The 22,885-nt window shown below is 71.7% G+C and carries 23 protein-coding genes and 1 pseudogene; 12 read left to right on the forward strand and 12 right to left on the reverse strand.

The features are described from left to right. Nucleotides 1–499: 499 nt before the first annotated feature. Together ABZX30_RS14630 and ABZX30_RS14635 are read right to left on the reverse strand one after the other, a co-directional pair. Nucleotides 500–688: a DUF397 domain-containing protein gene (locus tag ABZX30_RS14630; protein ID WP_355933238.1), complete on the reverse strand. Its 189-nt coding sequence runs from the start codon at nucleotides 686–688 to the stop codon at nucleotides 500–502. Further along, nucleotides 685–1,557 carry a helix-turn-helix transcriptional regulator gene (locus ABZX30_RS14635; RefSeq protein ID WP_355933240.1) on the reverse strand — a complete coding sequence of 291 codons (873 nt, stop codon included), beginning with the start codon at nucleotides 1,555–1,557 and terminating at the stop codon, nucleotides 685–687. Before ABZX30_RS14635 ends, ABZX30_RS14630 begins: the two co-directional genes overlap by 4 nt. Nucleotides 1,558–1,725: 168 nt before the next feature. On the opposite strand from ABZX30_RS14635, the gene ABZX30_RS14640 reads away from it, so the two are divergent. Then, nucleotides 1,726–2,181, forward strand: a complete 456-nt coding sequence (locus ABZX30_RS14640; protein WP_355933243.1) for an ATP-binding protein — start codon at nucleotides 1,726–1,728, stop codon at nucleotides 2,179–2,181. A gap of 384 nt (nucleotides 2,182–2,565) precedes the next feature. After that, on the forward strand, nucleotides 2,566–3,036 hold the full coding sequence (locus ABZX30_RS14645; RefSeq protein WP_355933245.1) for a GNAT family N-acetyltransferase: 471 nt from the start codon (nucleotides 2,566–2,568) through the stop codon (nucleotides 3,034–3,036). Nucleotides 3,037–3,056: 20 nt separating this feature from the next. On the opposite strand, the gene ABZX30_RS14650 is transcribed toward ABZX30_RS14645, so the two are convergent. Beyond that, nucleotides 3,057–3,488 (reverse strand): hypothetical protein, encoded by a 432-nt coding sequence (locus tag ABZX30_RS14650; protein ID WP_355933247.1) that lies wholly within the window; start codon nucleotides 3,486–3,488, stop codon nucleotides 3,057–3,059. Nucleotides 3,489–3,815: 327 nt separating this feature from the next. Between ABZX30_RS14650 and ABZX30_RS14655 the strand changes: the two genes are divergently transcribed. Next, nucleotides 3,816–4,196 (forward strand): hypothetical protein, encoded by a 381-nt coding sequence (locus tag ABZX30_RS14655; RefSeq protein ID WP_355933250.1) that lies wholly within the window; start codon nucleotides 3,816–3,818, stop codon nucleotides 4,194–4,196. Nucleotides 4,197–4,205: 9 nt separating this feature from the next. On the opposite strand, the gene ABZX30_RS14660 is transcribed toward ABZX30_RS14655, so the two are convergent. Beyond that, nucleotides 4,206–5,231, reverse strand: coding sequence for a Ku protein (locus ABZX30_RS14660; protein WP_355933253.1), 1,026 nt, complete (start codon nucleotides 5,229–5,231; stop codon nucleotides 4,206–4,208). 64 nt (nucleotides 5,232–5,295) lie between these two features. Here ABZX30_RS14660 and ligD point away from each other — a divergent pair, with 64 nt between their 5' ends. Next, a complete protein-coding gene (gene ligD / locus ABZX30_RS14665; RefSeq protein WP_355933255.1) occupies nucleotides 5,296–6,177 on the forward strand; it encodes a non-homologous end-joining DNA ligase in 882 nt (293 codons plus the stop codon). Nucleotides 6,178–6,389: 212 nt separating this feature from the next. Here the strand turns inward: ligD and ABZX30_RS14670 are convergent, their stop codons facing one another. Then, on the reverse strand, nucleotides 6,390–7,196 hold the full coding sequence (locus tag ABZX30_RS14670) for a nuclease-related domain-containing protein (RefSeq protein WP_355933257.1): 807 nt from the start codon (nucleotides 7,194–7,196) through the stop codon (nucleotides 6,390–6,392). 344 nt (nucleotides 7,197–7,540) lie between these two features. Between ABZX30_RS14670 and ABZX30_RS14675 the strand changes: the two genes are divergently transcribed. Together ABZX30_RS14675 and ABZX30_RS14680 are read left to right on the forward strand one after the other, a co-directional pair. Then, nucleotides 7,541–8,911 carry an FtsW/RodA/SpoVE family cell cycle protein gene (locus tag ABZX30_RS14675; protein ID WP_355933259.1) on the forward strand — a complete coding sequence of 457 codons (1,371 nt, stop codon included), beginning with the start codon at nucleotides 7,541–7,543 and terminating at the stop codon, nucleotides 8,909–8,911. Further along, entirely contained in the window at nucleotides 8,908–10,392 is a 1,485-nt protein-coding gene (locus ABZX30_RS14680; protein WP_355933262.1) for a penicillin-binding transpeptidase domain-containing protein, read from the forward strand. Before ABZX30_RS14675 ends, ABZX30_RS14680 begins: the two co-directional genes overlap by 4 nt. A gap of 13 nt (nucleotides 10,393–10,405) precedes the next feature. On the opposite strand, the pseudogene ABZX30_RS14685 reads toward ABZX30_RS14680, so the two are convergent. Together ABZX30_RS14685 and ABZX30_RS14690 are read right to left on the reverse strand one after the other, a co-directional pair. After that, a pseudogene (locus tag ABZX30_RS14685) lies at nucleotides 10,406–10,648 on the reverse strand (Uma2 family endonuclease); the annotation flags it as partial. Between the two features lie 99 nt (nucleotides 10,649–10,747). Then, on the reverse strand, nucleotides 10,748–11,860 hold the full coding sequence (locus ABZX30_RS14690; RefSeq protein ID WP_355933264.1) for a ferritin-like domain-containing protein: 1,113 nt from the start codon (nucleotides 11,858–11,860) through the stop codon (nucleotides 10,748–10,750). Nucleotides 11,861–11,987: 127 nt separating this feature from the next. Between ABZX30_RS14690 and ABZX30_RS14695 the strand changes: the two genes are divergently transcribed. From ABZX30_RS14695 to ABZX30_RS14715, 5 genes are all read left to right on the forward strand, one after another. After that, entirely contained in the window at nucleotides 11,988–12,926 is a 939-nt protein-coding gene (locus tag ABZX30_RS14695) for a diiron oxygenase (protein WP_355933267.1), read from the forward strand. Nucleotides 12,927–13,090: 164 nt separating this feature from the next. Next, on the forward strand, nucleotides 13,091–13,447 hold the full coding sequence (locus tag ABZX30_RS14700) for a peptidase inhibitor family I36 protein (protein ID WP_355933270.1): 357 nt from the start codon (nucleotides 13,091–13,093) through the stop codon (nucleotides 13,445–13,447). A gap of 271 nt (nucleotides 13,448–13,718) precedes the next feature. Beyond that, entirely contained in the window at nucleotides 13,719–14,372 is a 654-nt protein-coding gene (locus tag ABZX30_RS14705; protein WP_355933272.1) for a TetR/AcrR family transcriptional regulator, read from the forward strand. 10 nt (nucleotides 14,373–14,382) lie between these two features. Continuing rightward, the gene (locus ABZX30_RS14710) at nucleotides 14,383–14,685 is read left to right on the forward strand and encodes a hypothetical protein (protein WP_355933275.1); all 303 of its coding nucleotides are present in this window, start codon (nucleotides 14,383–14,385) and stop codon (nucleotides 14,683–14,685) included. Nucleotides 14,686–14,797: 112 nt separating this feature from the next. After that, on the forward strand, nucleotides 14,798–16,000 hold the full coding sequence (locus ABZX30_RS14715) for an NlpC/P60 family protein (RefSeq protein WP_355933278.1): 1,203 nt from the start codon (nucleotides 14,798–14,800) through the stop codon (nucleotides 15,998–16,000). A gap of 4 nt (nucleotides 16,001–16,004) precedes the next feature. On the opposite strand, the gene ABZX30_RS14720 is transcribed toward ABZX30_RS14715, so the two are convergent. Genes ABZX30_RS14720 through ABZX30_RS14740 form a run of 5 tightly spaced genes read right to left on the reverse strand, consistent with a single transcriptional unit; the run spans nucleotide 16,005 to nucleotide 21,715 of the window. Continuing rightward, complete coding sequence (locus ABZX30_RS14720) at nucleotides 16,005–17,258, reverse strand: styrene monooxygenase/indole monooxygenase family protein (RefSeq protein WP_355933280.1); 1,254 nt, start codon at nucleotides 17,256–17,258, stop codon at nucleotides 16,005–16,007. Between the two features lie 48 nt (nucleotides 17,259–17,306). Continuing rightward, nucleotides 17,307–17,951, reverse strand: a complete 645-nt coding sequence (locus ABZX30_RS14725) for an ATP/GTP-binding protein (protein WP_355933283.1) — start codon at nucleotides 17,949–17,951, stop codon at nucleotides 17,307–17,309. Continuing rightward, entirely contained in the window at nucleotides 17,932–18,351 is a 420-nt protein-coding gene (locus ABZX30_RS14730) for a DUF742 domain-containing protein (protein WP_355933285.1), read from the reverse strand. The genes ABZX30_RS14725 and ABZX30_RS14730 overlap by 20 nt, the downstream gene beginning before the upstream one ends. Further along, nucleotides 18,351–18,848 carry a roadblock/LC7 domain-containing protein gene (locus tag ABZX30_RS14735; protein ID WP_355933288.1) on the reverse strand — a complete coding sequence of 166 codons (498 nt, stop codon included), beginning with the start codon at nucleotides 18,846–18,848 and terminating at the stop codon, nucleotides 18,351–18,353. The genes ABZX30_RS14730 and ABZX30_RS14735 overlap by 1 nt, the downstream gene beginning before the upstream one ends. Then, nucleotides 18,845–21,715, reverse strand: a complete 2,871-nt coding sequence (locus ABZX30_RS14740; RefSeq protein WP_355933290.1) for a nitrate- and nitrite sensing domain-containing protein — start codon at nucleotides 21,713–21,715, stop codon at nucleotides 18,845–18,847. Before ABZX30_RS14740 ends, ABZX30_RS14735 begins: the two co-directional genes overlap by 4 nt. A gap of 374 nt (nucleotides 21,716–22,089) precedes the next feature. Here ABZX30_RS14740 and ABZX30_RS14745 point away from each other — a divergent pair, with 374 nt between their 5' ends. Beyond that, entirely contained in the window at nucleotides 22,090–22,878 is a 789-nt protein-coding gene (locus ABZX30_RS14745; RefSeq protein ID WP_355933293.1) for a protein phosphatase 2C domain-containing protein, read from the forward strand. The last annotated feature ends 7 nt before the right edge of the window (nucleotides 22,879–22,885 follow it).

Below are 22,885 nucleotides of genomic sequence, written 5' to 3' on the forward strand. Positions count from 1 at the left end.
AATGATCACGGATCCCGTGTCCGCTCTGTCATCCACCCCAACCAGCGACACTCTGACGCCAGTTGGGCGATCCCGGGAACTTGCGCAAGCCCTGCATCCACAGCCGACCACAACGGGGCCGGACAGTGGCATACAGTGGCACTTCTGGGCGACCGTCGAATCAGCCAACACTGGTCGTCCCGTGATCACGTTCAGCGCCTTGGCCTGGTGTGTTACGCAGGTCCCTAAGGCGCCTCTGGAGCCGTGAGCGCAGGTTCGAACTCCGACGAGGGCGCTCGCTGAGGATCGGTAGAGATCAAGCGTTGCCCAGGGCGCCCGCCTAAAGAAGAGGTCGGGGGCCAGGTTTACTGGCTCCCGACCTCTCGCGCTGTCTCTCACTCAACGGCATCAAGTCGGCGGCTGACGTGACGCAACGGGACGACTGAGGCCACAGCGTGCTGTGGATTCGGGCGATACTGCTCCTGCACACGCCTCGCGGGGCCGTCGGCGCCTGCGTGGCTCACGTCTCCGCGATGAACCCCACGAACCGTGACCACTCCTCGCGGTCGACGGCGAAGTGAGGATGCGACACGTCCTTGGAGTCTCTTACGCAGACGAGCTGTTCGGTGATGGCGACCTCGACGCAGCTGTCACCCTGACTGCCGCTGTAGCTGGACTTGAACCACGCCAGTTCCGGCCTCGTGCTCATAGCTCTCCTCGGAGTCGCTCCAGCAGACCCCGCGAGTCCGTGGCATTCAGGGCCTGCGAGCGCAGTGTGTCATAGCGCTGGCAGAGCAGGCTCACCTCTTTCGCATCGGAGATCAGGCGGCCGTTCTGCTGCCCCTCGGAGTATGCGAGCCGTCGCCCCTTCGAAGTCTCCAGCAACTGCACCGGGCCGTCCAGACAGGCATGCAAACCAGCCTCCAGAGGCACGACTTGAAGCGTGACGTTCCGCGGTGCACTCAGCTCCAGCACATGGTCGAGCATCTGCCGCATCCGCTCTGGATCCCCGAACCGACGCCGGAAGACATGCTCTTCGACGATGAAACTGAACGGCGTCGTCGACCGCTCGAACAGCATCCGCTGCCGCTCCATCCGTCGGGCCATGAAGTCCTCCAGGAGGCTGTCCGGCGCCACCGGAACGGTCCCCTCGAACACCGCCCGCGCATACCCCTCCGACTGCAACAACCCCGGCACCAAACGGCATTCGTACGTGCACAGGCTCACCGCCACCCGCTCCAGCCGGGCCCACTGCCGGAACCACGCCGCGAGCCCCACGTCCCCGCGGCCCCGGGTCACGTACTTCGACGCCTTCCGCAGCGCCCCCGTGTTGCCCAGCGCCTCCTCCGAGCGCTCCACCAGTGCCACGTCGGGCATTCGGCGCCCCAACTCCACCGACTCCACCGTGTGCTTGGAGAAGCTCACCAGGTTCGCGAACTCAGTTCTGGTGTAGCCGGCGTGCTCGCGCAGCGCTTGCATGACCGCCCCGAAGGTCCGCAGGCTGTCCGAGGGGTCGGGCTCCCGGTCCGCCTCGCCGCACGGCATGTCCTCGTCGTCCACCACACCGCCGTCGGTCATCCGCGGCCACCTCCGGTTCCGTACCCGCGCTGTTCGCCGTTCCTCACCCGACGACACTCAGCGTGACGCATGAACTGTCGTACCGTCCACGGAATGTGCTCGTACGCTGACGCAGCGTACGGACCGTACCCCTGGAACGCGCCCGTGCGCCCCCGTCACAGTGGCCTGGTGAAAGCAAGCACTCCCCAACTCAGCCCGGTCGCACACACGTTTGCCCAGCTGCTGTCATCCACCCGCCGCGGGGCCCGGCTCGCCCGGCTCCTCGCCGCCGGGCAGCTGCGCGCGTGGCCGGTGCCACCCGGCGTCACCGAGCGCGCCGAGCAGATCGTGGCCGAGCTCGCCGCCAACGCCGCCCTGCACGGTCGGGTGGGCAGCCGCGACTTCCGGCTCACCCTCACCCTCGACACCACGGCCGGCGTGCTCCGTGTCGCCGTCACCGATGCCCGGGGCGAGCGCCTTCCGTCGCCGCCCGCGGACTGCGGGACGCCTCTGGACGCCGAGTCCGGGCGGGGCCTGCTCCTGGTCACCGCCCTCGCCGACCGGTGGGGCGTCGAGCCGTACCCGCCCGGCGGCAAGACGGTCTGGGCCGAGTGCGACTGCGCGGATCCCGCCGGCCCGGCCTGAGGCCGGTGACCATCGCCCGTCTTCGCACGAGTACGCCCGCTCTCGTTTGACGGGGCCCCCGGACGAGTCCTGGGGCCCGAGAGCGGTTGCCGTTCGGAGGGAGGCGAGGGGCGTCGCACGCTGGGGGTCAGCCCGTTGTTGTCTTCTTCTTTCCCCGTCCGGCGCGCTGCACGGGCAGTACCTTCTGGCCCAGCTCGCCGCCCAGGCCGAGGCACACCTGGCGCCCGGCGTGCCAGTCCCGCTCCAGATCCGCTGCGTCGAATACGCTGCGAAGACGTCCAACACGGCGTCCTTGGGGTCGCGTGCGCGCAGCGGACCGGCGCACGTCGGCGATTCGTCGCGTCGGCCCGGACGGCGCAGCCGCCGGGGCAGGAAGGGTGTGGCATGAAATCCCCAGAGGTGCACCTGCGGGAGATCACCGACGACAACCGGGATGCCGTTCGTGCCCTCCGTGTCCGGCGTGACCAGAAGCAGTTCGTCGCCTCCGTGTCCAGGTCGCTCAAGGATGCGGCGAAGAAGCCGGAGGCCAATCCTTGGTACCGCGCCGTGTACCGCGGCGACGAACCGGTCGGCTTCGTGATGCTGTCGTGGAAGCCACCGACTGGTCCTTACGCGGGGCGGCACTTCATCTGGCGCCTGCTCGTCGACAAGCGGCACCAGAGGCGGGGGATCGGCCGAGAGGTGCTCACGCAGATCGCCGCCCTGGTTCGCGCGGACGGCGCCACCGAGCTGCTGACCAGCTACGATCCCGGCGAGGGTGAACCCTGGCCGTTCTACCGGAAGTTCGGGTTCGAGCCTACGGGCGAGATCGACGACGGCGAGATCGTGCTGCGGCTGCCCTTCGCCGCTCGGTGAGCCCGTAGAGCGGGAGCATCCTATGAGGGGCCCACCCGCGTGGTGCAGGTGAACGGCTCGTCGATCCAGTAGGTGTCGTGCTGCTCGTCGTGGACGAGCGGGTACCTGGTGGCCGGGTCACAGAGCCTGTCGATCTGGGCGCGGTCCGCGGAACTGATGGTGAACCAGTACTGGTTGGTGTCCGGGCGTACCTTCTGACACTTGTAGAAGAATCCCTTCACGCCGGGACCGAACACGTCGCTGCGGAAGTCGGCGCTCAGCTTCTTGTTGAGGTTGATGTTGAGGCAGTCCGCGGCCATGCCCTCGGCGTTGACGGTCTTGGCGGCCTTGGTCGTGTATCCCTTGGCCGTGTGCGTGCCCGACGCCGTCCAGGTCTTCGGCGGCAGGGCGATCTCCCTGCCGACCGCGGAGAGCAGAGGGCTGCCGGGTGCGGTGGCCTCGATCCGTGTCATGGTGCCGGCCTCCGCGGAGCATCCGGCGACGGAGCCACCCGCGGCCATCGTCGCCAGCAGAAGAGGTGCGATCCGGATCCCTCTTCGGTTCGGGGAGGAGGATGTCACGTTGCTCTCCATTCCGGATTCCGGTCGCGCCCGGTGGACCGGGCACTGCTGGGGTGCCTCTTCGCACCGTAGACGGTCGGACAGATGGCCGGTGGGATCGGCGGACGGTCGGCGTCCTTCGTCACCTCGCTCGTGACCCGGACGGGTGAACGGGCGCGGTCCACGGAGGTGGGACATGTGGAAGCGTCTGCTCCGCCGGGGGCGGGGCACGCGGTCGCCATGACGCTTGCTCGTGCTCTGCCCGACGACGGCCTCGGCTGGTGGCTCTACCTGGGTACGGGCTTTCTCTACGCACTCGGCCGGTTGTTCTTCGCCTGGCTCCAGGCGCGGCGCGAGGGCGACGGCCACCCCGTGCGCGCCGCGTTCGCCGAGGACGATGATCCTTACGGGAAGAACGTGGCGTTCAGGGGTGGCTTCCGGTCCTACCGGCAGTTCTTCGGCTTCGTCGGCAGCGGCGTCGCGGTCGTTGTCGTCGCCATGCTGACCGATGGCCGGCCCCGGGTCGTGCTGCTCTGGGTCATCATCCCGCTGCTGGTCATAGCGCTGTCGTACCTGGACTTCTTCATGGCCCGGAAGGAGCGTGCGAGCGCCGCGCAGTGAGCGGCGGGGCTACGCGGAGCGCTTGCGGGAGGCGGTCTTCTTGGCCGTGGCCTTCTTGGCCGCCGTCTTCTTGTCGGCCGCCGTGGACTTCGCCGTGGACCTCGTCGTGGATTTCGCCGTCGTCGTCTTGGCTGTGGTGGCCGTGGTCGCCGTGGTTCTCGACGGTGTCTTCTTCGCCTGCGTCTTCCTGGCCGCGGACGTCGACTTCTTGCCGCCGGTCTCCTTGGGCTCCGCGCGGCTCGCCCGGCCCGCTTCCTCGCCCCGGGACTCCCTCGCGGCGCGGACGCTGTTCTCCAGGGCGGCCATCAGGTCGAGCACCTTGCCGCCCGACGGCGGGGTGGGGGCCTGTGGGGGTGTCTCGCCGGTGGCCTTCGCGGCGATGACCTCCTCCAGGGCATCGCGGTACTCGTCGTGCAGGTCCTGGAGGTCGACCTCGCCGAGGGTGTCCATCAGGGCGTCCGCGAGGTCCAGTTCCTTGTCGCGGACCGTGACGTCCACGTCCGGGGCGACGCCCTCGGGGTCGCGGACCTCGTCCGGCCAGAGCAGGCCGTGCATGGCGATGGCGTCGCCGACCACGCGCAGCATGCCCAGCCGCTCGCGGCCGCGCAGGGCGTACTTGGCGATGGCCACCTTGTTGCTGCGCTTGAGGGCCTCGCGCAGGAGTGTGTACGGCTTGGCCGCCGGGGCGCCGCTCGCGGCGAGGTAGTACGCGGCGTCCATCTGGAGCGGGTCGATCCGCTCGGCCGGGACGAAGGCGACGATCTCGATCGTCCTCGCGGTCGGGATGGGCAGGTGGGACAGGTCGTCGTCGCTGATCGGGATGATCGTGCCGTCCGCGTCCTCGTAGCCCTTGCCGATCTCCGACTGGGTGACCTCCCGGTCCTCCAGTTCGCACACCTTGCGGTAGCGGATCCGGCCGCCGTCCTCGGTGTGGATCTGGCGGAAGGAGATGGAGTGGCTCTCGGTGGCGTTCACCAGCTTGATCGGGATGCTGACGAGTCCGAAGGAGATGGCGCCGTTCCAGATGGATCGCACGTGCAGCACCTTTCCGTCGCCGTTTCGTTCAGCTTTGTCACATAGTGCGTGGGATTCTCATCGTATGACGCCGATCACAGAGGTGGAGGGGCGGAGGGTCGCGCTCAGCAACCTGGAGAAGGTGCTGTATCCGGCGACCGGCTTCACGAAGGCCGAGCTGCTGCACTACTACGCGACCACGGCCGAGGCCCTCCTTCCCCATCTGCGTGACCGGCCGGTGTCCTTCCTGCGCTATCCGGACGGGCCGGACGGGGAGGTGTTCTTCACCAAGAACGTGCCGCCGGGTACGCCCGAGTGGGTCACCACCGCCGAGGTGCCGCGCTCGGAGGGGCCGGCGCGGATGGTGCTGGTGCAGGACCTGGCCTCACTGATGTGGGCGGCGAACCTCGTCGCGGAGTTCCACACCCATCAGTGGCTGATCCAGGATCCGGGGGAGGCGGATCGGCTGGTGTTCGATCTCGATCCGGGGGCGCCGGCGGGTGTGGTGCAGTGCTGCGAGGTCGCGCTGTGGCTGCGGGAGCGGCTGGCCGCTGATGGGGTCGAGGTGTGGGTGAAGACCTCCGGGTCCAAGGGGCTGCATCTGCTGGCCGCGGTGCGCGGGGCGTCGTCCGAGCGGGTGTCGGAGTACGCCAAGGGACTGGCGGTGGAGGCCGAGCGGGCCATGCCGCGGCTGGTGGTGCACCGGATGACGCGGAGTCTGCGGCCGGGGAAGGTGTTCGTGGACTGGAGCCAGAACGCCGCGCGGAAGACGACCGCGGCGCCTTACACCGTGCGGGCGCGGGCGGAGCCGTTCGTTTCGGCGCCGGTGACGTGGGAGGAGGTCGGGGCGTGCCGGGTTCCCGCGGAGCTGGTGTTCCGGGCGGGGGATGTCGGGCCGCGGTTGCGGGATCACGGGGATCTGCTGGCTCCGTTGCTGGAGCCGGGGCGGGCGGCTGTGCTGCCGTGAGTGTGCCGTGGGGGGGGTGGGGTGCCGTGGGGTGGGATGGGGTGGGGTGGGGTACGTGAGGGGTTTCGCCCCCGCCGCCCCTGCCCGTCCCGTCACCGGGGCTGCCGCCCCCGGGCCCCTGCTTCGGCCCTGAACGGGCCTTGTCCTCAAACGCCGGACGGGCTGAGTTCTTGCCGGCCCGGGCTCGAAAAGGTTCCGCCCCACGTACTTGCCTACTCCCTTCCCCACGTCCCCCGGTCCCGGGCCATCGCGTGCAGTCCCTCCACGTCCCCCGGCTTCAGTACGCCGCCCAGTCGGGCCAGGGCCTCGATCTCGGTCTCCCTCAGGATGCGGATCCGGCGCGGTGGCGCCGTCGGTATGGATATCTCCGTCGGGCCGAGCAGGGCCAGGACCGGGCGGACCTCCGCGGTCAGGGTGTGGGACGCCCGGTCGGCGTCCGCGCGGAGCCGGCGTAGCAGCGGCAGCGTGTCGCGGCGGCCGAGGGTGACCATCGGGTCGGTCACGGTGACCCGCCGGCGGCGGGCGTACACGCTGTGCACGGCGAAGAGGCCGCCGGGGCCGATGGCCAGGTGGTGGATGCGGTCGCCGCCGGGGAGCGGGACGGAGTGCAGGGTGTGCCAGCCCGCCTCCTCCAGCCGGTCCAGGGCCTCGCCGACGGCCTGCTCGGCCGCGAGGGCCCGGCGGCGGGGGTCGGGGCGGAGGCGGTGCGGTGGGGCCGGGTCCCGGTCGAGGGCGACGAGCAGCGCCTCGCCGGGGCGGTTGGGCGCCAGGTCGTCGTCCGGGTGGAGGGTGAGGCGGGCCAGCTCGGCGGGGGTCGGGACGGGGGGCGGGCCCACCGTGACCGGGCCGGTCAGGAAGGGCCCGAGGGCTTCGAGCACGTCCTCCCTGCGGTCCTCGCTGAGCAGGTTGACCCGGCTCGACTCACGGTCGTACCAGGCGAGGTTGCCGCCGTCCCTTCCGCAGACGTACAGACGTTCCTGACCGTGCCGCCAGGCCGGCACGACGCGCAGTCCGCTCATGCGCCATCACCCCTCGACCATGGGAACAGGAGGGGCGGGGCGGGGGCAAGCGCTCCGCCGGCGCCGACGGCGCCGGGGCGGGGGTGGATGGCCGAACAGCGCAGGTCGGGGGGCGGGTGACCGAGTCGCGCAGTGTCCGTTTCCCCGGCGGAGCGGGGTGCACTGCGCCGCCGTGCGGCCCGTTCCACCGAACGGTCCCGGCCGCGAACGAACGCTCTGCCGCCGAACCCCCTGCCGCCGGACACGCTTCCCGCAGTGAACGAACCGGCCGAGCCGGACGAACCGAGGGACGAAAGCGGCGCACGCTGCGCACACACGACACCACATTTAGGTAAGTTCCGGGCATGACCAACGCCGGAACCACCGGAACCACCGTGGCAGCGGCGCAGCCCCCCGCATCCGCCGCACGCCTCCCCCGGCGCCGTGGCCTCGAACTGGCCCTGATCGTGCTGGCCGTCCTGTTGTCGGTGTACGGCTACTGTGCCGTGGGCCTGGCCAGGTACGGCGCCGTCCCGCCCGGTGCCGCCGGGTACGGTGCCGGACTCGGTGTGCTCGCCCTGGTCGCGCACCTCGCCGTCCGGGTGCGCGCGCCCGGCGCCGATCCGCTGCCGCTGCCGATCGGGGTGCTGCTCAACGGTCTCGGCCTGGTCCTGATCTACCGGCTCGACCTGGAGGCGCCGGGCGACCGGGCGGCCCCCGCCCAGCTGGTGTGGTCCACGCTGGGGGTGGGCCTGTTCATCGTGGTCGTCCTGCTGCTGCGCGACCACCGGGTGCTCCAGCGCTACGCCTACGTCTGCGTGGCCGCGGCCCTGGTCCTGCTCACGCTGCCGGTCCTCTTCCCGGCCGTCAACGGCGCCCGGATCTGGATCCGGATCGGCGGATTCTCCATCCAGCCGGGGGAGTTCGCGAAGGTGCTGCTGGCGGTGTTCTTCGCGGCGTACCTGGCGGCCAACCGCACCGCGCTCGCCTACAGCGGCCGCCGCGTGTGGTGGATCCTGCTGCCCACCGGGCGGGTCCTCGGGCCGATCGTGGCGATCTGGCTGCTGAGCGTCGGCGTGCTGGTGCTGGAGCGGGACCTCGGGACCTCGCTGCTGTTCTTCGGTCTGTTCGTGGTGCTGCTGTACGTCGCCACCGGCCGGACCGGCTGGATCGCGGTCGGGCTGCTGCTCGCGGTGTTCGGCTCGGTCGCGGTCGGCCGGCTGGAGCCGCACGTGCACGGCCGGGTCGAGGACTGGCTGCACCCGTTCGCCACCATCGACGCCGGCCAGGGCCCGGGCCAGCTCGCCCAGTCCCTGTTCGCGTTCGCGGCGGGCGGTGTCCTTGGCACCGGGCTGGGGCTCGGCCACTCCGTCCTGATCGGGTTCGCCGTCAAGTCGGACTTCATCCTGGCCACGGCCGGCGAGGAGCTGGGGCTGGCCGGCCTGTCGGCGATCTTCCTGCTGTACGCGCTTCTCGTGGAGCGCGGCTACCGGGCGGGGCTGGCGCTGCGCGACCCGTTCGGCCGGCTCCTCGCGGTGGGTCTGGCCTCACTCCTCGCGCTCCAGGTGTTCGTGATCGCGGGCGGGGTGACCGGTCTGATCCCGCTGACCGGCATGGCGATGCCGTTCCTGGCGCAGGGCGGCTCGTCCGTCGTCACCAACTGGGCGATCGTCGCCCTGCTGATCCGGCTGAGCGACTCGGCGCGCCGGCAGTACGACGGGCGGGAGGCCCCGTGACGAAGTGCATCCGGTACGCGGCCGCCTTCTGCGTCCTGCTGCTGGCGGCCCTGCTGGTGAACGCCGCCCGCGTCCAGGTCGTCCAGGCCGGGTCCTACGACCGCAACCCGGCCAACCGCCGTCCCACGATCGCCCGTTACCAGCAGCCGCGCGGGGACATCCTGGTCGGCGACGGGCCGGTCACCGGCTCCCGGGACAGCGGGGAGCAGCTGCGCTACGAACGCGCCTATGCACAGGGCCCGTTGTACGCGCCGGTCACCGGCTTCTCCTCGCAGAAGTACGGGACGACGCTGCTGGAGCACAGCGAGGACGCCGTGCTGTCCGGGACGGATCCGATGCTGGCGCCGCTGCCGCTGTGGAACGGCGCCACGCGGTCCCGCAGCCCCGGCGGGAACGTGGTGACGACCCTCGACCGGGACGCGCAGGAGGCGGCGTTCGCGGGACTGGGCGCGCGCAAGGGCGCGGTCGCCGCGATCGAGCCGGCGACCGGCCGGATCCTGGCCCTGGTGTCCACCCCGTCGTACGACCCGTCCGAGCTGTCCGGCAACGGGGAGGCGGTGACCTCGGCGTGGGCCCGGCTCAACGACGACCCGGAGAAGCCGATGCTCAACCGGGCGGTGCGGCAGTCGTATCCGCCGGGCTCCACCTTCAAGGTGGTGACCGCGGCGGCGGCCCTGGACGCCGGGGTCGTCAGGAACCTGGACAAGCGGACGCACTCCCCGGACCCCTACACGCTGCCCGGTACCCGGACGAGGCTGACGAACGAGTCCCGCGGCTGCGTGAACGCCTCGGTGCGCACGGCTTTCGAGTGGTCGTGCAACACGGTGTTCGCCAAGCTGGGCGTGGAGACCGGCGCCGAGCACATGCTGGGCACGGCGCAGGCCTTCGGCTTCAACGACCGGCGCGTGCGGATCCCCTTCCAGGTCACGCCGAGCACCTTCGACGCGGGCGTGGACCGGGCGCAGCTGGCGCTGTCCTCGATCGGGCAGTACAACACCCGGGCCACGCCGTTGCAGATGGCGATGGTGGCGGCGGCGGTCGCGAACGCGGGGCAGCTGCGGCCGCCGTACCTGGTGGAGCGGACCACCCGGGCGGGCGGGGAGATCGTGGCGGCGTACGGTCCCCGGCCGGCGCGTCAGGTGATGCGGCCGTCGACGGCCGAGCGGATGCGGGAGCTGATGACCGACGTGGTGCGGGAGGGAACCGGCCGCAACGCCGCGATCCCCCGCGCCACGGTCGGCGGCAAGACCGGCACCGCCCAGCACGGCATCGGCAACGCCGGTGTCCCGTACGCCTGGTTCGTCTCCTGGGCGCAGGCCGACGACGCCCCGGAGCCGCAGGTCGCGGTCGCGGTGGTCGTGGAGGACGCCTCGGCCGACCGGGGTGACATCAGCGGGGGCGGTGACGCGGCGCCGATCGCGAAGGCGGTGATGGAGGCGGTGCTCAGTTCGGGGGAGGCGCGAGGGGCGGGCGGCGGTTGATCGCGGTGAGGCCGTAGGCCTGGGTCGCGGGGTCGAGTGCGTAGACATGGACCACCGGAAGGCCCTGGTTCTCTTCGACGCGCCAGTAGTGCGGAATACCCGCCCGCGCGTACGTCCGTGGTTTCACCTCTCGGGCGCGGTCCTCCGAATCCTCGGAGACAACCTCCACAGCGATCACGATGTCCTCCGGCCGGTACCATGTCTCCTTCGGACCGGTGTCGGCGTCCGCACGGAACACCAGAACATCGGGCTCCGGCCCACGCGCGGCGCTCATGATCGCTCCCATGCGGCGGAGTCTGCCTGACACGGTCAGGGTACCCAGGGGAATATGCCGGTTCGCCCGTCGATCGAGTGATCAGCCGCCCAGCTGTTGACCCTCCTCGATCGTCTCCGTCACCTCGGCCACCCGCTCCCGCTCCTCCGCCGCGAAGCGCTCGGCGTCCAGCTTCTCGGCGATCTCCTCGTCCTGGGCCATCAGCAGGTCCAGGTTGGAGTCGCCCATCTCGAAGACGCCCATGTCGACGTACGCCTCCTGGAGGCGCTTGCCCCACAGGCCGATGTCCTTCACGCAGGGGACGATGCGGCTGAAGAGCAGCTTGCGGAACAGCTGGAGGAACTCGGAGCGCTCGCTCAGCTCCGCCGCCTCCGCCTTCGCGATGCCGAAGTTCTCCAGCACCTCCTCGCCCCGCAGCCGGTCGCGCATCAGGTAGCAGCCCTCGATGACGAACTCCTCGCGCTCGCGCAGTTCCGCGTCGGTGAGCTGCTTGTAGTAGTCGCGCAGGGCCATCCGCCCGAAGGCGACGTGCCGGGCCTCGTCCTGCATGACGTAGGCGAGGATCTGTTTCGGCAGCGGCTTGTCGGTGGTGTCGCGGATCATGCCGAAGGCGGCGAGCGCGAGGCCCTCGATGAGGACCTGCATGCCGAGGTAGGGCATGTCCCAGCGGCTGTCGCGGAGGGTGTCGCCGAGCAGCGCCTGGAGGTTGTCGTTGATCGGGTAGAGCATCCCGATCTTCTCGTTCAGGAAGCGGCCGTAGATCTCGGCGTGCCGGGCCTCGTCCATGGTCTGGGTCGCGGAGTAGAACTTGGCGTCGAGGTCGGGGACGGACTCCACGATCCGGGCCGCGCAGATCATCGCACCCTGCTCGCCGTGCAGGAACTGGCTGAACTGCCAGGAGGCGTAGTGCTTGCGCAGCTCGCCCTTGTCGCGTTCGGTCATCTTCGCCCAGTACGGGGTGCCGTACAGGTTCAGCGCCTCGTCGGGGGTGCCGAGCGGATCGTGCGGATCGACCTCGAGGTCCCAGTCGATGCGTTTCCGCCCGTCCCACTGCTTGTCCTTGCCCTTCTGGTACAGGGCGAGGAGCCGGTCGCGGCCGTCGTCGTACTCCCAGCTGAAGCGGGCCGCGCCGCTCGCCGGTACCTGCCAGTGCGGGTCGCCGGGGTCCATGGCGTACAGGTCGTAGGTCGGCATACACCGCAGGCTCACACGTAGACGCCGAGTCAACAAGTGGTGCGCGGGGGATTGACGCCCTTGCTGACAAGCAGTCTCATAAGAGCGGCAGCACATGTGAACTCCGCGCAACGAGGTGGGACAGCCGATGACGACCGTGACGGAAGCCGACGCGCTCGCGGGAGTGCGCGACGCGCTCGGCCTGCTCAAGGACCGGGAGCAGGTGGCCGAGCGGCTGCTCGTCTCTTCCGCCAAGCACTCCTTCGACCCGGACGAGGAGCTGGACTGGGACGCGCCCTTCGAGGAGGGCAAGTGGTTCTGGCCGCCGGAGCTGGTGTCGCTGTACGACACGCCGATGTGGCGGCGGATGAGTGAGGAGCAGCGGATCCTGCTGTCGCAGCACGAGGCGGCGGCGCTGGCCTCGCTGGGGATCTGGTTCGAGATCATCCTGATGCAGCTGCTGGTCCGGCACATCTACGACAAGGCGGCGACGAGCGCGCACGTCCGGTACGCGCTGACCGAGATCGAGGACGAGTGCCGGCACTCGAAGATGTTCGCCCGGCTGATCTCGCGCGGGGACGCGCCCTGGTACCCGGTGAGCCGGGCCCACCAGAACCTGGGCCGCCTGTTCAAGACGATCTCCACCACCCCCGGCTCCTTCACGGCGACGCTGCTCGGCGAGGAGGTCCTGGACTGGATGCAGCGGCTGACCTTCCCCGACGAGCGGGTGCAGCCGCTGATCCGCGGTGTCACCCGCATCCACGTCGTGGAGGAGGCCCGCCACGTCCGCTACGCCCGCGAGGAGCTGCGCCGCCAGATGGTGACCGCGCCGCGCTGGTCCCAGGAGTTCACCCGGGTCACCTCCGGTGAGTTCGCCCGCGTGTTCTCGGTCGCCTTCGTGAACCCGGACGTGTACACGAACGTGGGCCTGGACAAGCGCGAGGCGATGGCGCAGGTGAAGGCCAGCGGCCATCGCCGGGAGGTCATGCAGACGGGCGCGAAGCGGCTGACCGACTTCCTGGACGACATCGGGGTGCTGCGGGGGGTCGGCCGACGGCTGTGGCGGTCGTCGGGGCTGCTGGCCTGACGCGGGCCGCGTACGCCGTCGGGTGAGGGCGGCGTGGCCGGACGGCCGGGGCTCCCGGGGTGTCGGGGCCGGGTCGACTAGGGTGACGGCGTCGCCGTGGTGATCATGTGATCGTCGTCGGCGCGCCCGTCCACCGATGTCTGACGTACCGGGGGTCCGCAACGGTGACTTCCTTCAAGCGCCTGGCCCGCTCGGCGGGTGTGACGGTCGCGGCCGGCTGGGTCGGCGTGGCCGTCATGACCGCACCCGCGCACGCCGTCGGCGGGGGGTGCGCGAAGAACTACACCTGTGTCTGGTCCCAGGAACACTTCAGGGGCCGGGCCGGAAAGATCGGCACCCGGCTCGGCCAGTGCTACAGCAGCCGTTCCGTCGGCGCGCGGTCGATCGACAACAACACCCGGCACATGCTCGCCCTGTACGCGCGGAAAGGCTGCAAGGGCCGGGTCTTCCCGATGAACTGGGGCGTGAAGGCGGGCGACGGCTTCCCCTTCGGCGTCATGAGCTTCAAGGCCGCCGACTGACCGCCGAACGACCGCCGACGGACCTCCGGCCGACCGCCGACTGAACGCCGGCCGACCGCCGACCGGCCGCCGGCGGACCGCCGGCCGACCGCCGACGGATCGCCGACCGACCGCCAGCTGAACGCCGACCGACCGCCGGCCGGCCGTCGGCGGCCGCGGAACACCCGCCGGGCCCCGCTCCCGCTCCGCCCGCGGGCCGGGCCCGGTGCGACGGCCAGCGCGGGCCAGCGCGGGCCAGCGCGATCCACCGCGGAGAGTTACCCTGCGGCTCATGACCCCGCAGGCCCCCACCCCCGCCTACCGCCGGCTCAGTGTCGAGGAGCGCCGCAGTCAGTTGCTCGACGCCGCGCTGGGCCTCTTCGCGCACCGCGCCCCCGAGGACGTCTCCCTGGACGACGTGGCGGAGGCGGCGGGAGTGTCGCGGCCGCTGGTGTACCGGTACTTCCCGGGCGGCAAGCAGCAGCTCTACGAGGCCGCGCTGCGCTCCGCCGCCGAGGAGCTCCAGCACTGCTTCGACGAGCCCCGCGAGGGCCCCCCGCTCCCCCGCCTGGCCCGCGCCCTGGACCGCTACCTCACCTTCGTCGACGAGCACGACGCCGGCTTCAGCGCCCTCCTCCAGGGCGGCAGCGTCGTCGAGACCTCCCGGACCACCGCCATCGTCGACGGCGTGCGCCGGGCCGCCGCCGAGCACATCTTCAGCCACCTCGGCGTCACGGACCCGGGACCGCGGCTGCGCATGACCGTCCGGATGTGGATCACGGCCGTCGAGGCGGCCTCCCTCATCTGGCTCGACGAGGACAAGCAGCCGCCCGCCGACGAGCTGCGCGACTGGCTGGTGGAGCAGTTCGTGGCCGTGCTGACGGTGACCGCGGGCCGCGATCCGCAGACGGCGGCGCTGGTCGCCGGCCTCGCCGGGGATGGCTGACACTGGTCCTGTGAAGAGTCAGGACACCCCCTTCGAGGGCGGCCCCATGGACGGGCGCGTGCTGCCCGTGCTGCTGGGCATGACCGGCCACCCCCCGAAGACGTACCGGATCCCGGTCCCGGACCCGCACGGCGGCCCGCCCACGGTCCTCGTCTACCGCAGGGTGCCCGGGGGGCGGAGCGGGCGCGTGGGGCTGGTGCCAAGGTGGACGTACCGGTACGACCCTCAGGCCCGGCCGGGCGGCGGGCTCGCCTGGCCCTGGTCCACGCCACGCGGCGGGCCGGCCCGCAACCCGGACGACACCGGCGGGTGACATCGTTGCGCCGGACGGCGCAGGCCTCACCCCTGGTCCACGCCTTCCCGCCTCATGCTCGTGCGGAAATACGAAAGGCGGATGGTCCGCCTGCCGCACCGGAGGTGATGTCGTGTCAGGAAGGCTCCTGCGCCTGGTGTGTACGGCCGCGGTGGCGGCCCAGGCCGTCCTCGCCCCCATGCCCACCGCGGACGCCGCCCCGCGGACCCCGCAGCCGTCGCAGCACCCGCGGTCCCCGCAGCCGTCGCAGTCCCCTCAGCCTTCGCAGTCGTCACAACCCCCGCGGCCCCCGCAGCCCCCGCAGCCCCCGCGGTCCGTGGCCGAGCTGCTGACGGACCTGCAACGGCTGTACCGGCAGGCCGAGCAGGCCACCGAGACCTACGACGCCACCGAGGAGAAGCTGAAGAAGCAGCGTGCCGAATCGGACCGGCTGGAGGAGGAGCTCGCCCGCGCCCGCCGCTCCCTGGACGACAGCAGGGGCGCCGTCGGCCGGCTGGCTCGCCGGCAGTACCAGGGCAGCACCGGCCTCTCCCCGTACCTGCGGCTGCTCCTCGCCCGCGACCCACAGCACGCGCTCGACGAGGGGCACGTCATCGGACAGCTGGCGCGGGAGCGGGTCCGGACCGTGGACCGGCTGGCGAGCGGCGAGCAGCGGACCGACCGGCTGGCCCGCCGGTCCCGCGCGGCACTCGACGCGCAGCTCACCCTCGCCGAGCAGAAGAAGAAGGCACGCGACGACGTACGCGGCAGGCTGGCCGAGGTCGAACGGCTGCTCGCCTCCCTCACCGCCCGGCAGCTGACCGCGCTCGCCACGTCCGAGAAGGACGGGGTCGCCGACGCGCAGCGCGGTTTCGTCGCGTCCGGCGCGCTCGGCGGCGAGCGCGCGCCGTCCGCCGGGGGCGACCGCGCGGTGCGCTACGCCGTGGCACAGCTCGGCAAGCCGTACCAGCCGGGCGCGCAGGGCCCGGCGTCGTACGACAGCCCGGGCCTCACCTCGAGCGCCTGGCGGCAGGCCGGAACCCCGGTCCCGCGCACCAGCCGGCAGCAGTGGACCGAGCTCCAGCACGTCCCGCTGGGCGAACTGCGGCCCGGAGACCTCGTCGTCTACTTCCCCGAGGCCACCCACGTCGCCCTGTACGTCGGCGACGGAAGGGTGATCCAGGCCCCCAGACCCGGTGACCGGATCAGGGTCTCCCCGATCGCCGCCTATCCGGTCCTGGGCGCGGTACGCCCGGACCCGAAGGCGAAGCCCCTGTCCCACTACACCCCGCCGGAGGTGACCGGCCCCGGGGCGCGGGGCCGGGACGGCGGGTAGCCGACTAGGCTCCGGCGACCGACGCCAGGTAGGCCTGGGTCTTCTCCGGCTCGTAGAAGAAGTTCTCGAAGTCGGACGGGTCGTCGAACGCGTTGGCGAACCGGTCGGCCACCGGCTGGAGCTGCCCGGCCGCGCCGATCAGGTTGAGGATGTGCTCCGGCGGCGGGGACAGCATCGCGTTCGTCCACTTGGTCACGTGCTGGGCCGTGTTCCAGTACCGGTCGAACGTCGCCTGCATCCACTCCTCGTCGAAGGGCTTCTCGCCCTGCTCCAGGATGGAGGCGAGGTACGCGGCCGCGCACTTGGACGCCGAGTTGGAACCCTGGCCGGTGATCGGGTCGTTGGCGACGACCACGTCGGCCACGCCGAGCACCAGGCCACCAGAGGGAAGGCGGCCGATGGGGTTGCGGACGGTCGGGGCGTAGCGGCCGGCGAGGGTGCCGCCGGCGTCGGTGAGTTCCACCTTGGTGGCCCGCGCGTACTCCCAGGGCGTGAACTTCTCCATGAGTTCCAGGGTCAGGGAGAGGTGCTCGGCCGGGTCCTTGACGCCGTTGAAGACGTCCAGCGGGCCGCCGGGTATGCCCTCCCAGAACAGGATGTCGGCCGGGCCGGAGAGGGTCAGGGTCGGCATGACGAACAGCTCGCCGACGCCGGGGACCAGGTTGCAGCGCACGGCGAGGAAGTCCGGGTGCTCCGGGCGCGGGCCGAGCCCGTGCACGTACGACACCGCCAGCGCGCGCTGCGGCTCGCTGTAGGGGGACCGCTCGGGGTCGCGGGCGAACATGGACACCAGCTCGCCCTTGCCCGCCGAGACCAGCACCAGGTCGTAGGTGCGGGAGAAGTAGTCGAGGTCGCCGACGGCCGCGCCGTGGATGACGAGCTGGCCGCCGCGCTGGGCGAACGTCTCCATCCAGCCGGCCATCTTCACCCGCTGGTCCACCGACTGCGCGTACCCGTCGAGCTTGCCCACCCAGTCGATCGCGCGCTGCGTCGGGCCCGGGTCGTGCGAGCCGGGCGCGGCCACCGAGACGCCGAGTCCTTCGATCTTCGGGGCCTGGGACTCCCAGAAGTTCAGCTTCAGGTCGCGCTCGTGCCGCAGTGCCGTGTCGAACATGCACTGGGTGGACATGACCCGGCCGGAGCGGATCTCGTCCGCGGTCCGGTTGGACATCAGGGTGACCTCGTACCCGTGCGACTGGAGGCCGAGGGCGAGCTGGAGGCCGGACTGGCCGGCCCCCACGACGAGTATCTTCCGCATGCGGGTGGTGCTCCTCTATCGCGAGTGCTCGGGGGAACTACTCGGGAACTACTCGGGTGTCTCGTCGAGCGCGTGCCCGACGAGGGCCAGCAGGGTCTCGATGGCCGAGATCCGACGGCGCGCATCCATGATCATGACAGGTATGTGCGCGGGGATCGTCAGCGCCTCCCGTACGTCGTCCGGTTCGAAGAGCTCACTGTCGTCGAAGTGGTTGACCGCGACGACGTACGGCAGCCCGCAGCTCTCGAAGTAGTCCAGCGCGGGGAAGCAGTCCTTCAGCCGGCGGGTGTCGGCCAGCACGACGGCGCCGATCGCGCCGCGCACCAGGTCGTCCCACATGAACCAGAACCGCTGCTGCCCCGGCGTGCCGAACAGGTAGAGCACCAGGTCGTCGTCGAGCGTGATGCGGCCGAAGTCCATGGCCACGGTCGTGGTCAGCTTGCCGGGCGTGGCGGTGAGGTCGTCGGTGCCCTCGCTCGCCTCGGTCATCAGCGCCTCGGTCTGCAGGGGCGCGATCTCCGAGACGGACGTGACCAGCGTGGTCTTGCCGACCCCGAAGCCGCCCGCCACGACGATCTTCGTCGCGATGGGGGCGCGGCTGCGGTCCGTCTGCCAGGACTTCAGGTCCTCGCCGGGCTCGGCGAAGGGGTCGCCCCCGAAGGAGGCGACGGCGTCAGAGACGGCGGAGTCCACTCAGCACCCTTTCCAGCAGAGCGCGGTCCGGCCGGCCGACGCCGTGACCGGTTCCCGTGCCGTACACACGGATCGTTCCCTGGTCCGCGAGGTCGCTCAGGAGTACGCGGACCACGCCGAGCGGCATCTTCAGCAGCGCGGCGATCTCGGCCACCGTGCGCATACGGCGGCACAGTTCGACGATGGCCCGCATCTCCGGCATGACCGCGGAGAGCGGCGCGCTCGTCAGCTCCTTGCGCTCCTCGGCGGCCTCGATCGCCGCCGTGGTCGCCACGAAGGTCTCCACGAGCAGGACGTGGCCGAACCGGGTACGGCCGCCGGTGAGCGAGTAGGGGCGGACGCGGGCGGGCCTGCGGTCGCCGCCGCGCGTCGGGAGCTTCTTCGGCGTGCTGCTGCTCATCAGGCGCTCCCCGTCGACTCGGACTCCATGGATTTACGGAGTTCGCTGCGCAGCTCGGGCGTCAGGACGTGTCCGGCGCGGCCGACGAAGAGCGCCATGTGGTAGGCCACCACGCTCATGTCGCACTCGGCGGAGCCGTGCACGCCGAGCAGCGAGCCGTCGCTGATCGACATCACGAACAGGCTGCCCTCCTCCATCGCGACCATGGTGTGCTTGACCCCGCCGGAGTCCATCAGCTTCGCGGCGCCGACGGTGAGGCTGCCGATGCCGGAGACGATGGTCGCGAGGTCGGCGGAGGAGCCGCGCGGGCCCTTGGTCCTGGTCGCGGGGTCCTGGCCGGCCTTCCGGTGGCTGGGGTCGGAGGAGAGGAGCAGGAGGCCGTCGGAGGAGACCACGGCGACGGACTGGATGCCGGGGACTTCCTCGACCAGGTTGGTCAGCAACCAGTGCAGGTTGCGGGCCTCTCTGCTCAGTCCGAAGGTACTGGGCGCGGTCAACTGCTTGCCTCCTCGACTGTGCCCCCCGTGGCTTCTTCGGTTGTGGCGATTTCCGCCTCCACATGGCGGTAACCGGCCTCCGCCCCCCGACGGAAGCCGCCCAGCCTGCGGCGTAGTGCTTCGGCGTCCACGGAGCCGCTGCGCCGGCTCGGGGCCTGGGCGGGAGCGGTGATCTTCGGGGTTCGCTTGGGCAGGCCCTTGGCGGTGAGCTGGTCATCGTCATCGCTGCGGGTGTGTTCTTGGGGTGGGGCCGCCTCGGCTTCGCCTTCGGCGGGTGTGGTCCCGTCCGCACCACCCGGGCGGCTTTCGTCGACGGGTGCGGGTGGCCCCTGTGGGGGTGCGGCGCCGTCGGCGGCTGCGGGTGCGTGAGCGGCTGCGGATCCGCGGGTCGCCGTGGGTTCGTGGGTGCGGGCGCTCGGGCCCTGCTCGGGTTCTGCGCCGTCGGCGGCCGCGGACTCGTGGGTCGCCGTGGGCTCGTGGGTCGCCGTGGGCTCGTGGGTGGTGTCGGGGTCCAGGTCCGGGAGGAGGAGTTCCATCGTGGACTCCGCCGGGGTCTCCGGGGGCCGGCCGGGGCGGCGCTCCGCGGACTCGTGTACCGGCTCCTCCGGGTCCGACGCCTGCCGTACCGCCCGCTCGGCCAGGGTGATCAGCGGGTCGGCGTCCGAGGAGCGGCCGGGCAGGACGTTGGAGTTGACCTCGGCGTCCGCGCCCGGCAGGGAGAAGGTGTGCGGGCCGCCCGGCGTGCCGGCCGGGGCGGAGACGGCCGCCGCCGAGGGCTCGGCCAGCAGGGACGCGGGCAGCACCACGACCGCCGCCACGCCGCCCTGCTTCTGCTCGCGGAGCTGGACGCGTGCGCCGTGCCGGTGGGCGAGGCGGGCCACCACGTACAGGCCGAGGCCGAGGCCGTCCTCGCCCTCCTGGTCGTAGGGCGACTCGGGGTCGAACGCGGCGAGGCGGGAGTTGAGGCGCTCCAGGCGCTCGGTGGTCATCCCGATGCCCTCGTCCTGCACGGAGAGCATGACCTCGCCGCTCTCCAGCAGCCAGCCGGAGACCTCCACGGGCACGTCGGGCGGGGAGAACGAGGTGGCGTTCTCCAGCAGCTCGGCCAGCAGGTGGGAGAGGTCGTCGGCCACGAAGCCCGCCACGTGCGCGTGCGGGGGCAGGGCGGCGATGCGGACCCGTTCGTAGCGCTCGATCTCGCTGACCGCCGCCCGGACGACGTCGACCAGCGGGACCGGGCCCGGGTGCTGCTGGACGTGCTCGGTGCCGGCGAGGACCAGGAGGTTCTCGCTGTGCCGGCGCATCACCGTGGCGAAGTGGTCCAGCTTGAACAGGGTGGACAGGCGCTCGGGGTCCTGCTCGCGTTCCTCCAGGCCCTCGATGACCGCGAGCTGGCGTTCGACGAGGCCGAGCGTGCGCAGGGCGAGGTTGACGAAGGTGCCGCCGATGCTGGTGCGCAGCCGCTCCAGCTGGGCGGCGGAGCCGGCGAGTTCGGCGCGCAGCTCCTCGCGCGCGTCGGCCATCCGCTGCCGCTGGCCGACCAGGTGCTTGCGGTCGGTCTCCAGGGTGGCGATGCGCTCGTGGAGGGTGGCGGCGTGCGCGTGCAGGGCGTTGACGGAGCGGACCACCTGGGCGAACTCGTCGTTGCGCCCGGTGAAGGTGACCGGCTCCTCGCTCGTCGGGTCCGCGGCCTCGGCGAGGCGGGCCGAGCCCCGGCGCAGGACCGACAGCGGGCGGGTGAGGGTGCGGGCCATGGCGGTGGCGATGCCGACGGCGACCAGCAGCAGGGCGCCGAGTACGGCGATCCGGATCTCCAGCGCGGTGACGTCGTCGTCGCGCAGCTCGGCGAGGTCCTTGGTGCGGTGGTCGTAGAGGGCGGACTCCGCGCCGCGCATCAGGTCGACGCGGGCGGACAGGGCCGCGTCGAGCTTCTTGGTGCTGGTGCCGAGGTCGCTGTCGCTCAGCGCCGGCTGGTCGGTGAGGGAGGCGAGGTACTTCTCGGCGGAGTTGACCTCGGGTCCGGTGACCGTGGAGTCGTAGGAGGCGACGGCCGACTTGGGCGCGGTCTCGTGGAAGTCGGCGAGGGCCGCGTCCGCGCGCAGCCTCGCCTGCTGGGCGGCGGCGGCGAGGGCGTCGCGCTGCTTCCTGCCGGCCGCCGAGGTGGTGGTGGCCGTGGTGGGCAGGCCGGTGGTGGGGCTGATGACCGTCTGCTCGGTGGTCGGCACGTTGAGGGCCGCCAGGAGCAGGCCGCGGGCGGCGGCGGACTGCTGGACGGCGGAGTCCAGTTCGGCCAGGGCGTAGGCGCCGGAGCCGGCCCGCGGGGGCATCTGCTCGGCCAGTCGCCCGGCGAGCCGGTGGAGTTCGGTGATGGCGGCGGAGTAGGCCTGGTGCGCTTCCAGGGCGGTGCTCTTGCCGGTGAGGGCGGCCCGGCGCACGGCGGCGATGCCGTCGAGGTCGGTGCCCAGGGAGCCGGGTGGGTCGCTTTCGGCGCGCAGGTCCTCGACCTGCCGGTCGACGCGGGCGCTGCGCTGCTCCGAGGGCGCCTTGGACCGGGGGCGGCCGGCCGCGATGTAGGAGGTGACCTCGTCGCGCTCGTCGGCGAGCGAGTGGGCGAGGGCGAGGGCGTCCTGGGTGCGCTGGGCGAGGGTCACCAGGTCCTGGGAGTCGCTCAGCTGACCGGAGGCGGTGAGCAGGGACGGCGCTCCCGCCGCGGCTATCGCGGCGGCCACCACGGCGACGGCGACGATCAGCCGGTTGCGTACGTGGGTCGGGCGGCCGGTGCCGACGGGGGTGTGCCCGGCGGCCTCCACGGGGGCCGTCTGCCTGCCTGTGCGCCGAGGCCGCTTTTTCTGCACCGGTGCTCGCATTCTTGAACTCGTCTACCCATGGGCCCGGGTGGCGCCCCGTCACAGTCGGTGCCAAGTGGTACCCACACCCGGTACGGTCCGTCCCCCGACCCTCCCAGTGCCGGTGGTCAGTGGTCGCGCATCACCTGGCTCGCCACCCAAAGGAGTGAACATCGGAGGGGAGTTGACGGGCAAGTTTCCCTGGCGTGTGCAGGTGCCTTGCGCGGCAGACCGGTTGGACGCGGGCGGCAGGCTTTGGCAGGATTCGCCACCGCACCTTCCCGGAGCACATCATTCCAGCTCAAAACCGGCGCCTGACCTGCGGGGCGGCGGGAATTACCCGATCATTGCCAGCCTTCGGCGGACCTTGTGAAGGGGGCGTGCAGACTGGCCGGATGCGTACTGAACTCGTTTCGGAACCCGGTGGCCCCGGCCGCCCCAACGAGGACTTCGCCGCGGTCGGACTACCGGCCTCCGGACAGGGCGGTTGCGTGGTCGTGCTGGACGGCGTCACCCCGCCGGAGGGCGGGACGGGGTGTCTGCATTCCGTCCCCTGGTTCACCGCGCGGCTGGGCGGCGCGCTCACCGAACTGACCGTTTCGCTGCCGGATATGACGCTTACTGAGGCACTCGCCCGGGCGATCCGCCGCACAGCCGGGGCCCACGCCGCCACCTGTGACCTTTCTCACCCGCGCACTCCCCAGGCGACCGTGGTCCTGGCCCGCTGGACCCCGGACGCCGTCGACCACCTGGTCCTCTCCGACTCGACCCTGCTCCTGCGGTCCCCGGACGGCAGCGTCACCCCGGTCCTGGACGACCGGCTCGACCGCGTCCCCCGCGCCTGGCTGGCCGGCGACGCCGTCTGCGACGCCCGCGCCCGCAACAAGGAGGGCGGCTTCTTCACCGCGGCCGCCGACCCGGACGTCGCCGCCCGCGCGGTCACCGGCACCCTGCCCCGCCACGAGGTCCAGGCGCTGGCCGCGCTGACGGACGGCGCGACCCGCTGGGTGGAGAAGTTCCGCGAGGGCGACTGGACGGCCCTGTTCGACGTCGTCCGCGAGGAGGGCGCCCGGTCCCTGGTCGACCGCGTACGCGGACTGGAGGCAGCGGACCGGGACGAGCGGGCGTTCCTCGGGCGCGGCAAGACGCACGACGACGCGACGGTGGCGTACGTGGAGCTCTGAAGGGCCG

The organism is Streptomyces sp. NPDC004542, assembly GCF_040610035.1.
In the GTDB taxonomy this organism is placed as follows: domain Bacteria; phylum Actinomycetota; class Actinomycetes; order Streptomycetales; family Streptomycetaceae; genus Streptomyces.

Coding starts and splice junctions, on each gene's coding strand:
- ABZX30_RS14650 (WP_355933247.1), bottom strand. CDS start 3,488: ATGACACGGATCGAGGCCACCGCACCCGGCAGCCCTCTGCTCTCCGCG.
- ABZX30_RS14675 (WP_355933259.1), top strand. CDS start 7,541: ATGACCAACGCCGGAACCACCGGAACCACCGTGGCAGCGGCGCAGCCC.
- ABZX30_RS14705 (WP_355933272.1), top strand. CDS start 13,719: ATGACCCCGCAGGCCCCCACCCCCGCCTACCGCCGGCTCAGTGTCGAG.
- ABZX30_RS14690 (WP_355933264.1), bottom strand. CDS start 11,860: ATGCCGACCTACGACCTGTACGCCATGGACCCCGGCGACCCGCACTGG.
- ABZX30_RS14740 (WP_355933290.1), bottom strand. CDS start 21,715: ATGCGAGCACCGGTGCAGAAAAAGCGGCCTCGGCGCACAGGCAGGCAG.
- ABZX30_RS14695 (WP_355933267.1), top strand. CDS start 11,988: ATGACGACCGTGACGGAAGCCGACGCGCTCGCGGGAGTGCGCGACGCG.
- ABZX30_RS14635 (WP_355933240.1), bottom strand. CDS start 1,557: ATGACCGACGGCGGTGTGGTGGACGACGAGGACATGCCGTGCGGCGAG.
- ABZX30_RS14745 (WP_355933293.1), top strand. CDS start 22,090: ATGCGTACTGAACTCGTTTCGGAACCCGGTGGCCCCGGCCGCCCCAAC.
- ABZX30_RS14645 (WP_355933245.1), top strand. CDS start 2,566: ATGAAATCCCCAGAGGTGCACCTGCGGGAGATCACCGACGACAACCGG.
- ABZX30_RS14630 (WP_355933238.1), bottom strand. CDS start 688: ATGAGCACGAGGCCGGAACTGGCGTGGTTCAAGTCCAGCTACAGCGGC.
- ligD (WP_355933255.1), top strand. CDS start 5,296: ATGACGCCGATCACAGAGGTGGAGGGGCGGAGGGTCGCGCTCAGCAAC.
- ABZX30_RS14670 (WP_355933257.1), bottom strand. CDS start 7,196: ATGAGCGGACTGCGCGTCGTGCCGGCCTGGCGGCACGGTCAGGAACGT.
- ABZX30_RS14655 (WP_355933250.1), top strand. CDS start 3,816: ATGACGCTTGCTCGTGCTCTGCCCGACGACGGCCTCGGCTGGTGGCTC.
- ABZX30_RS14720 (WP_355933280.1), bottom strand. CDS start 17,258: ATGCGGAAGATACTCGTCGTGGGGGCCGGCCAGTCCGGCCTCCAGCTC.
- ABZX30_RS14730 (WP_355933285.1), bottom strand. CDS start 18,351: ATGAGCAGCAGCACGCCGAAGAAGCTCCCGACGCGCGGCGGCGACCGC.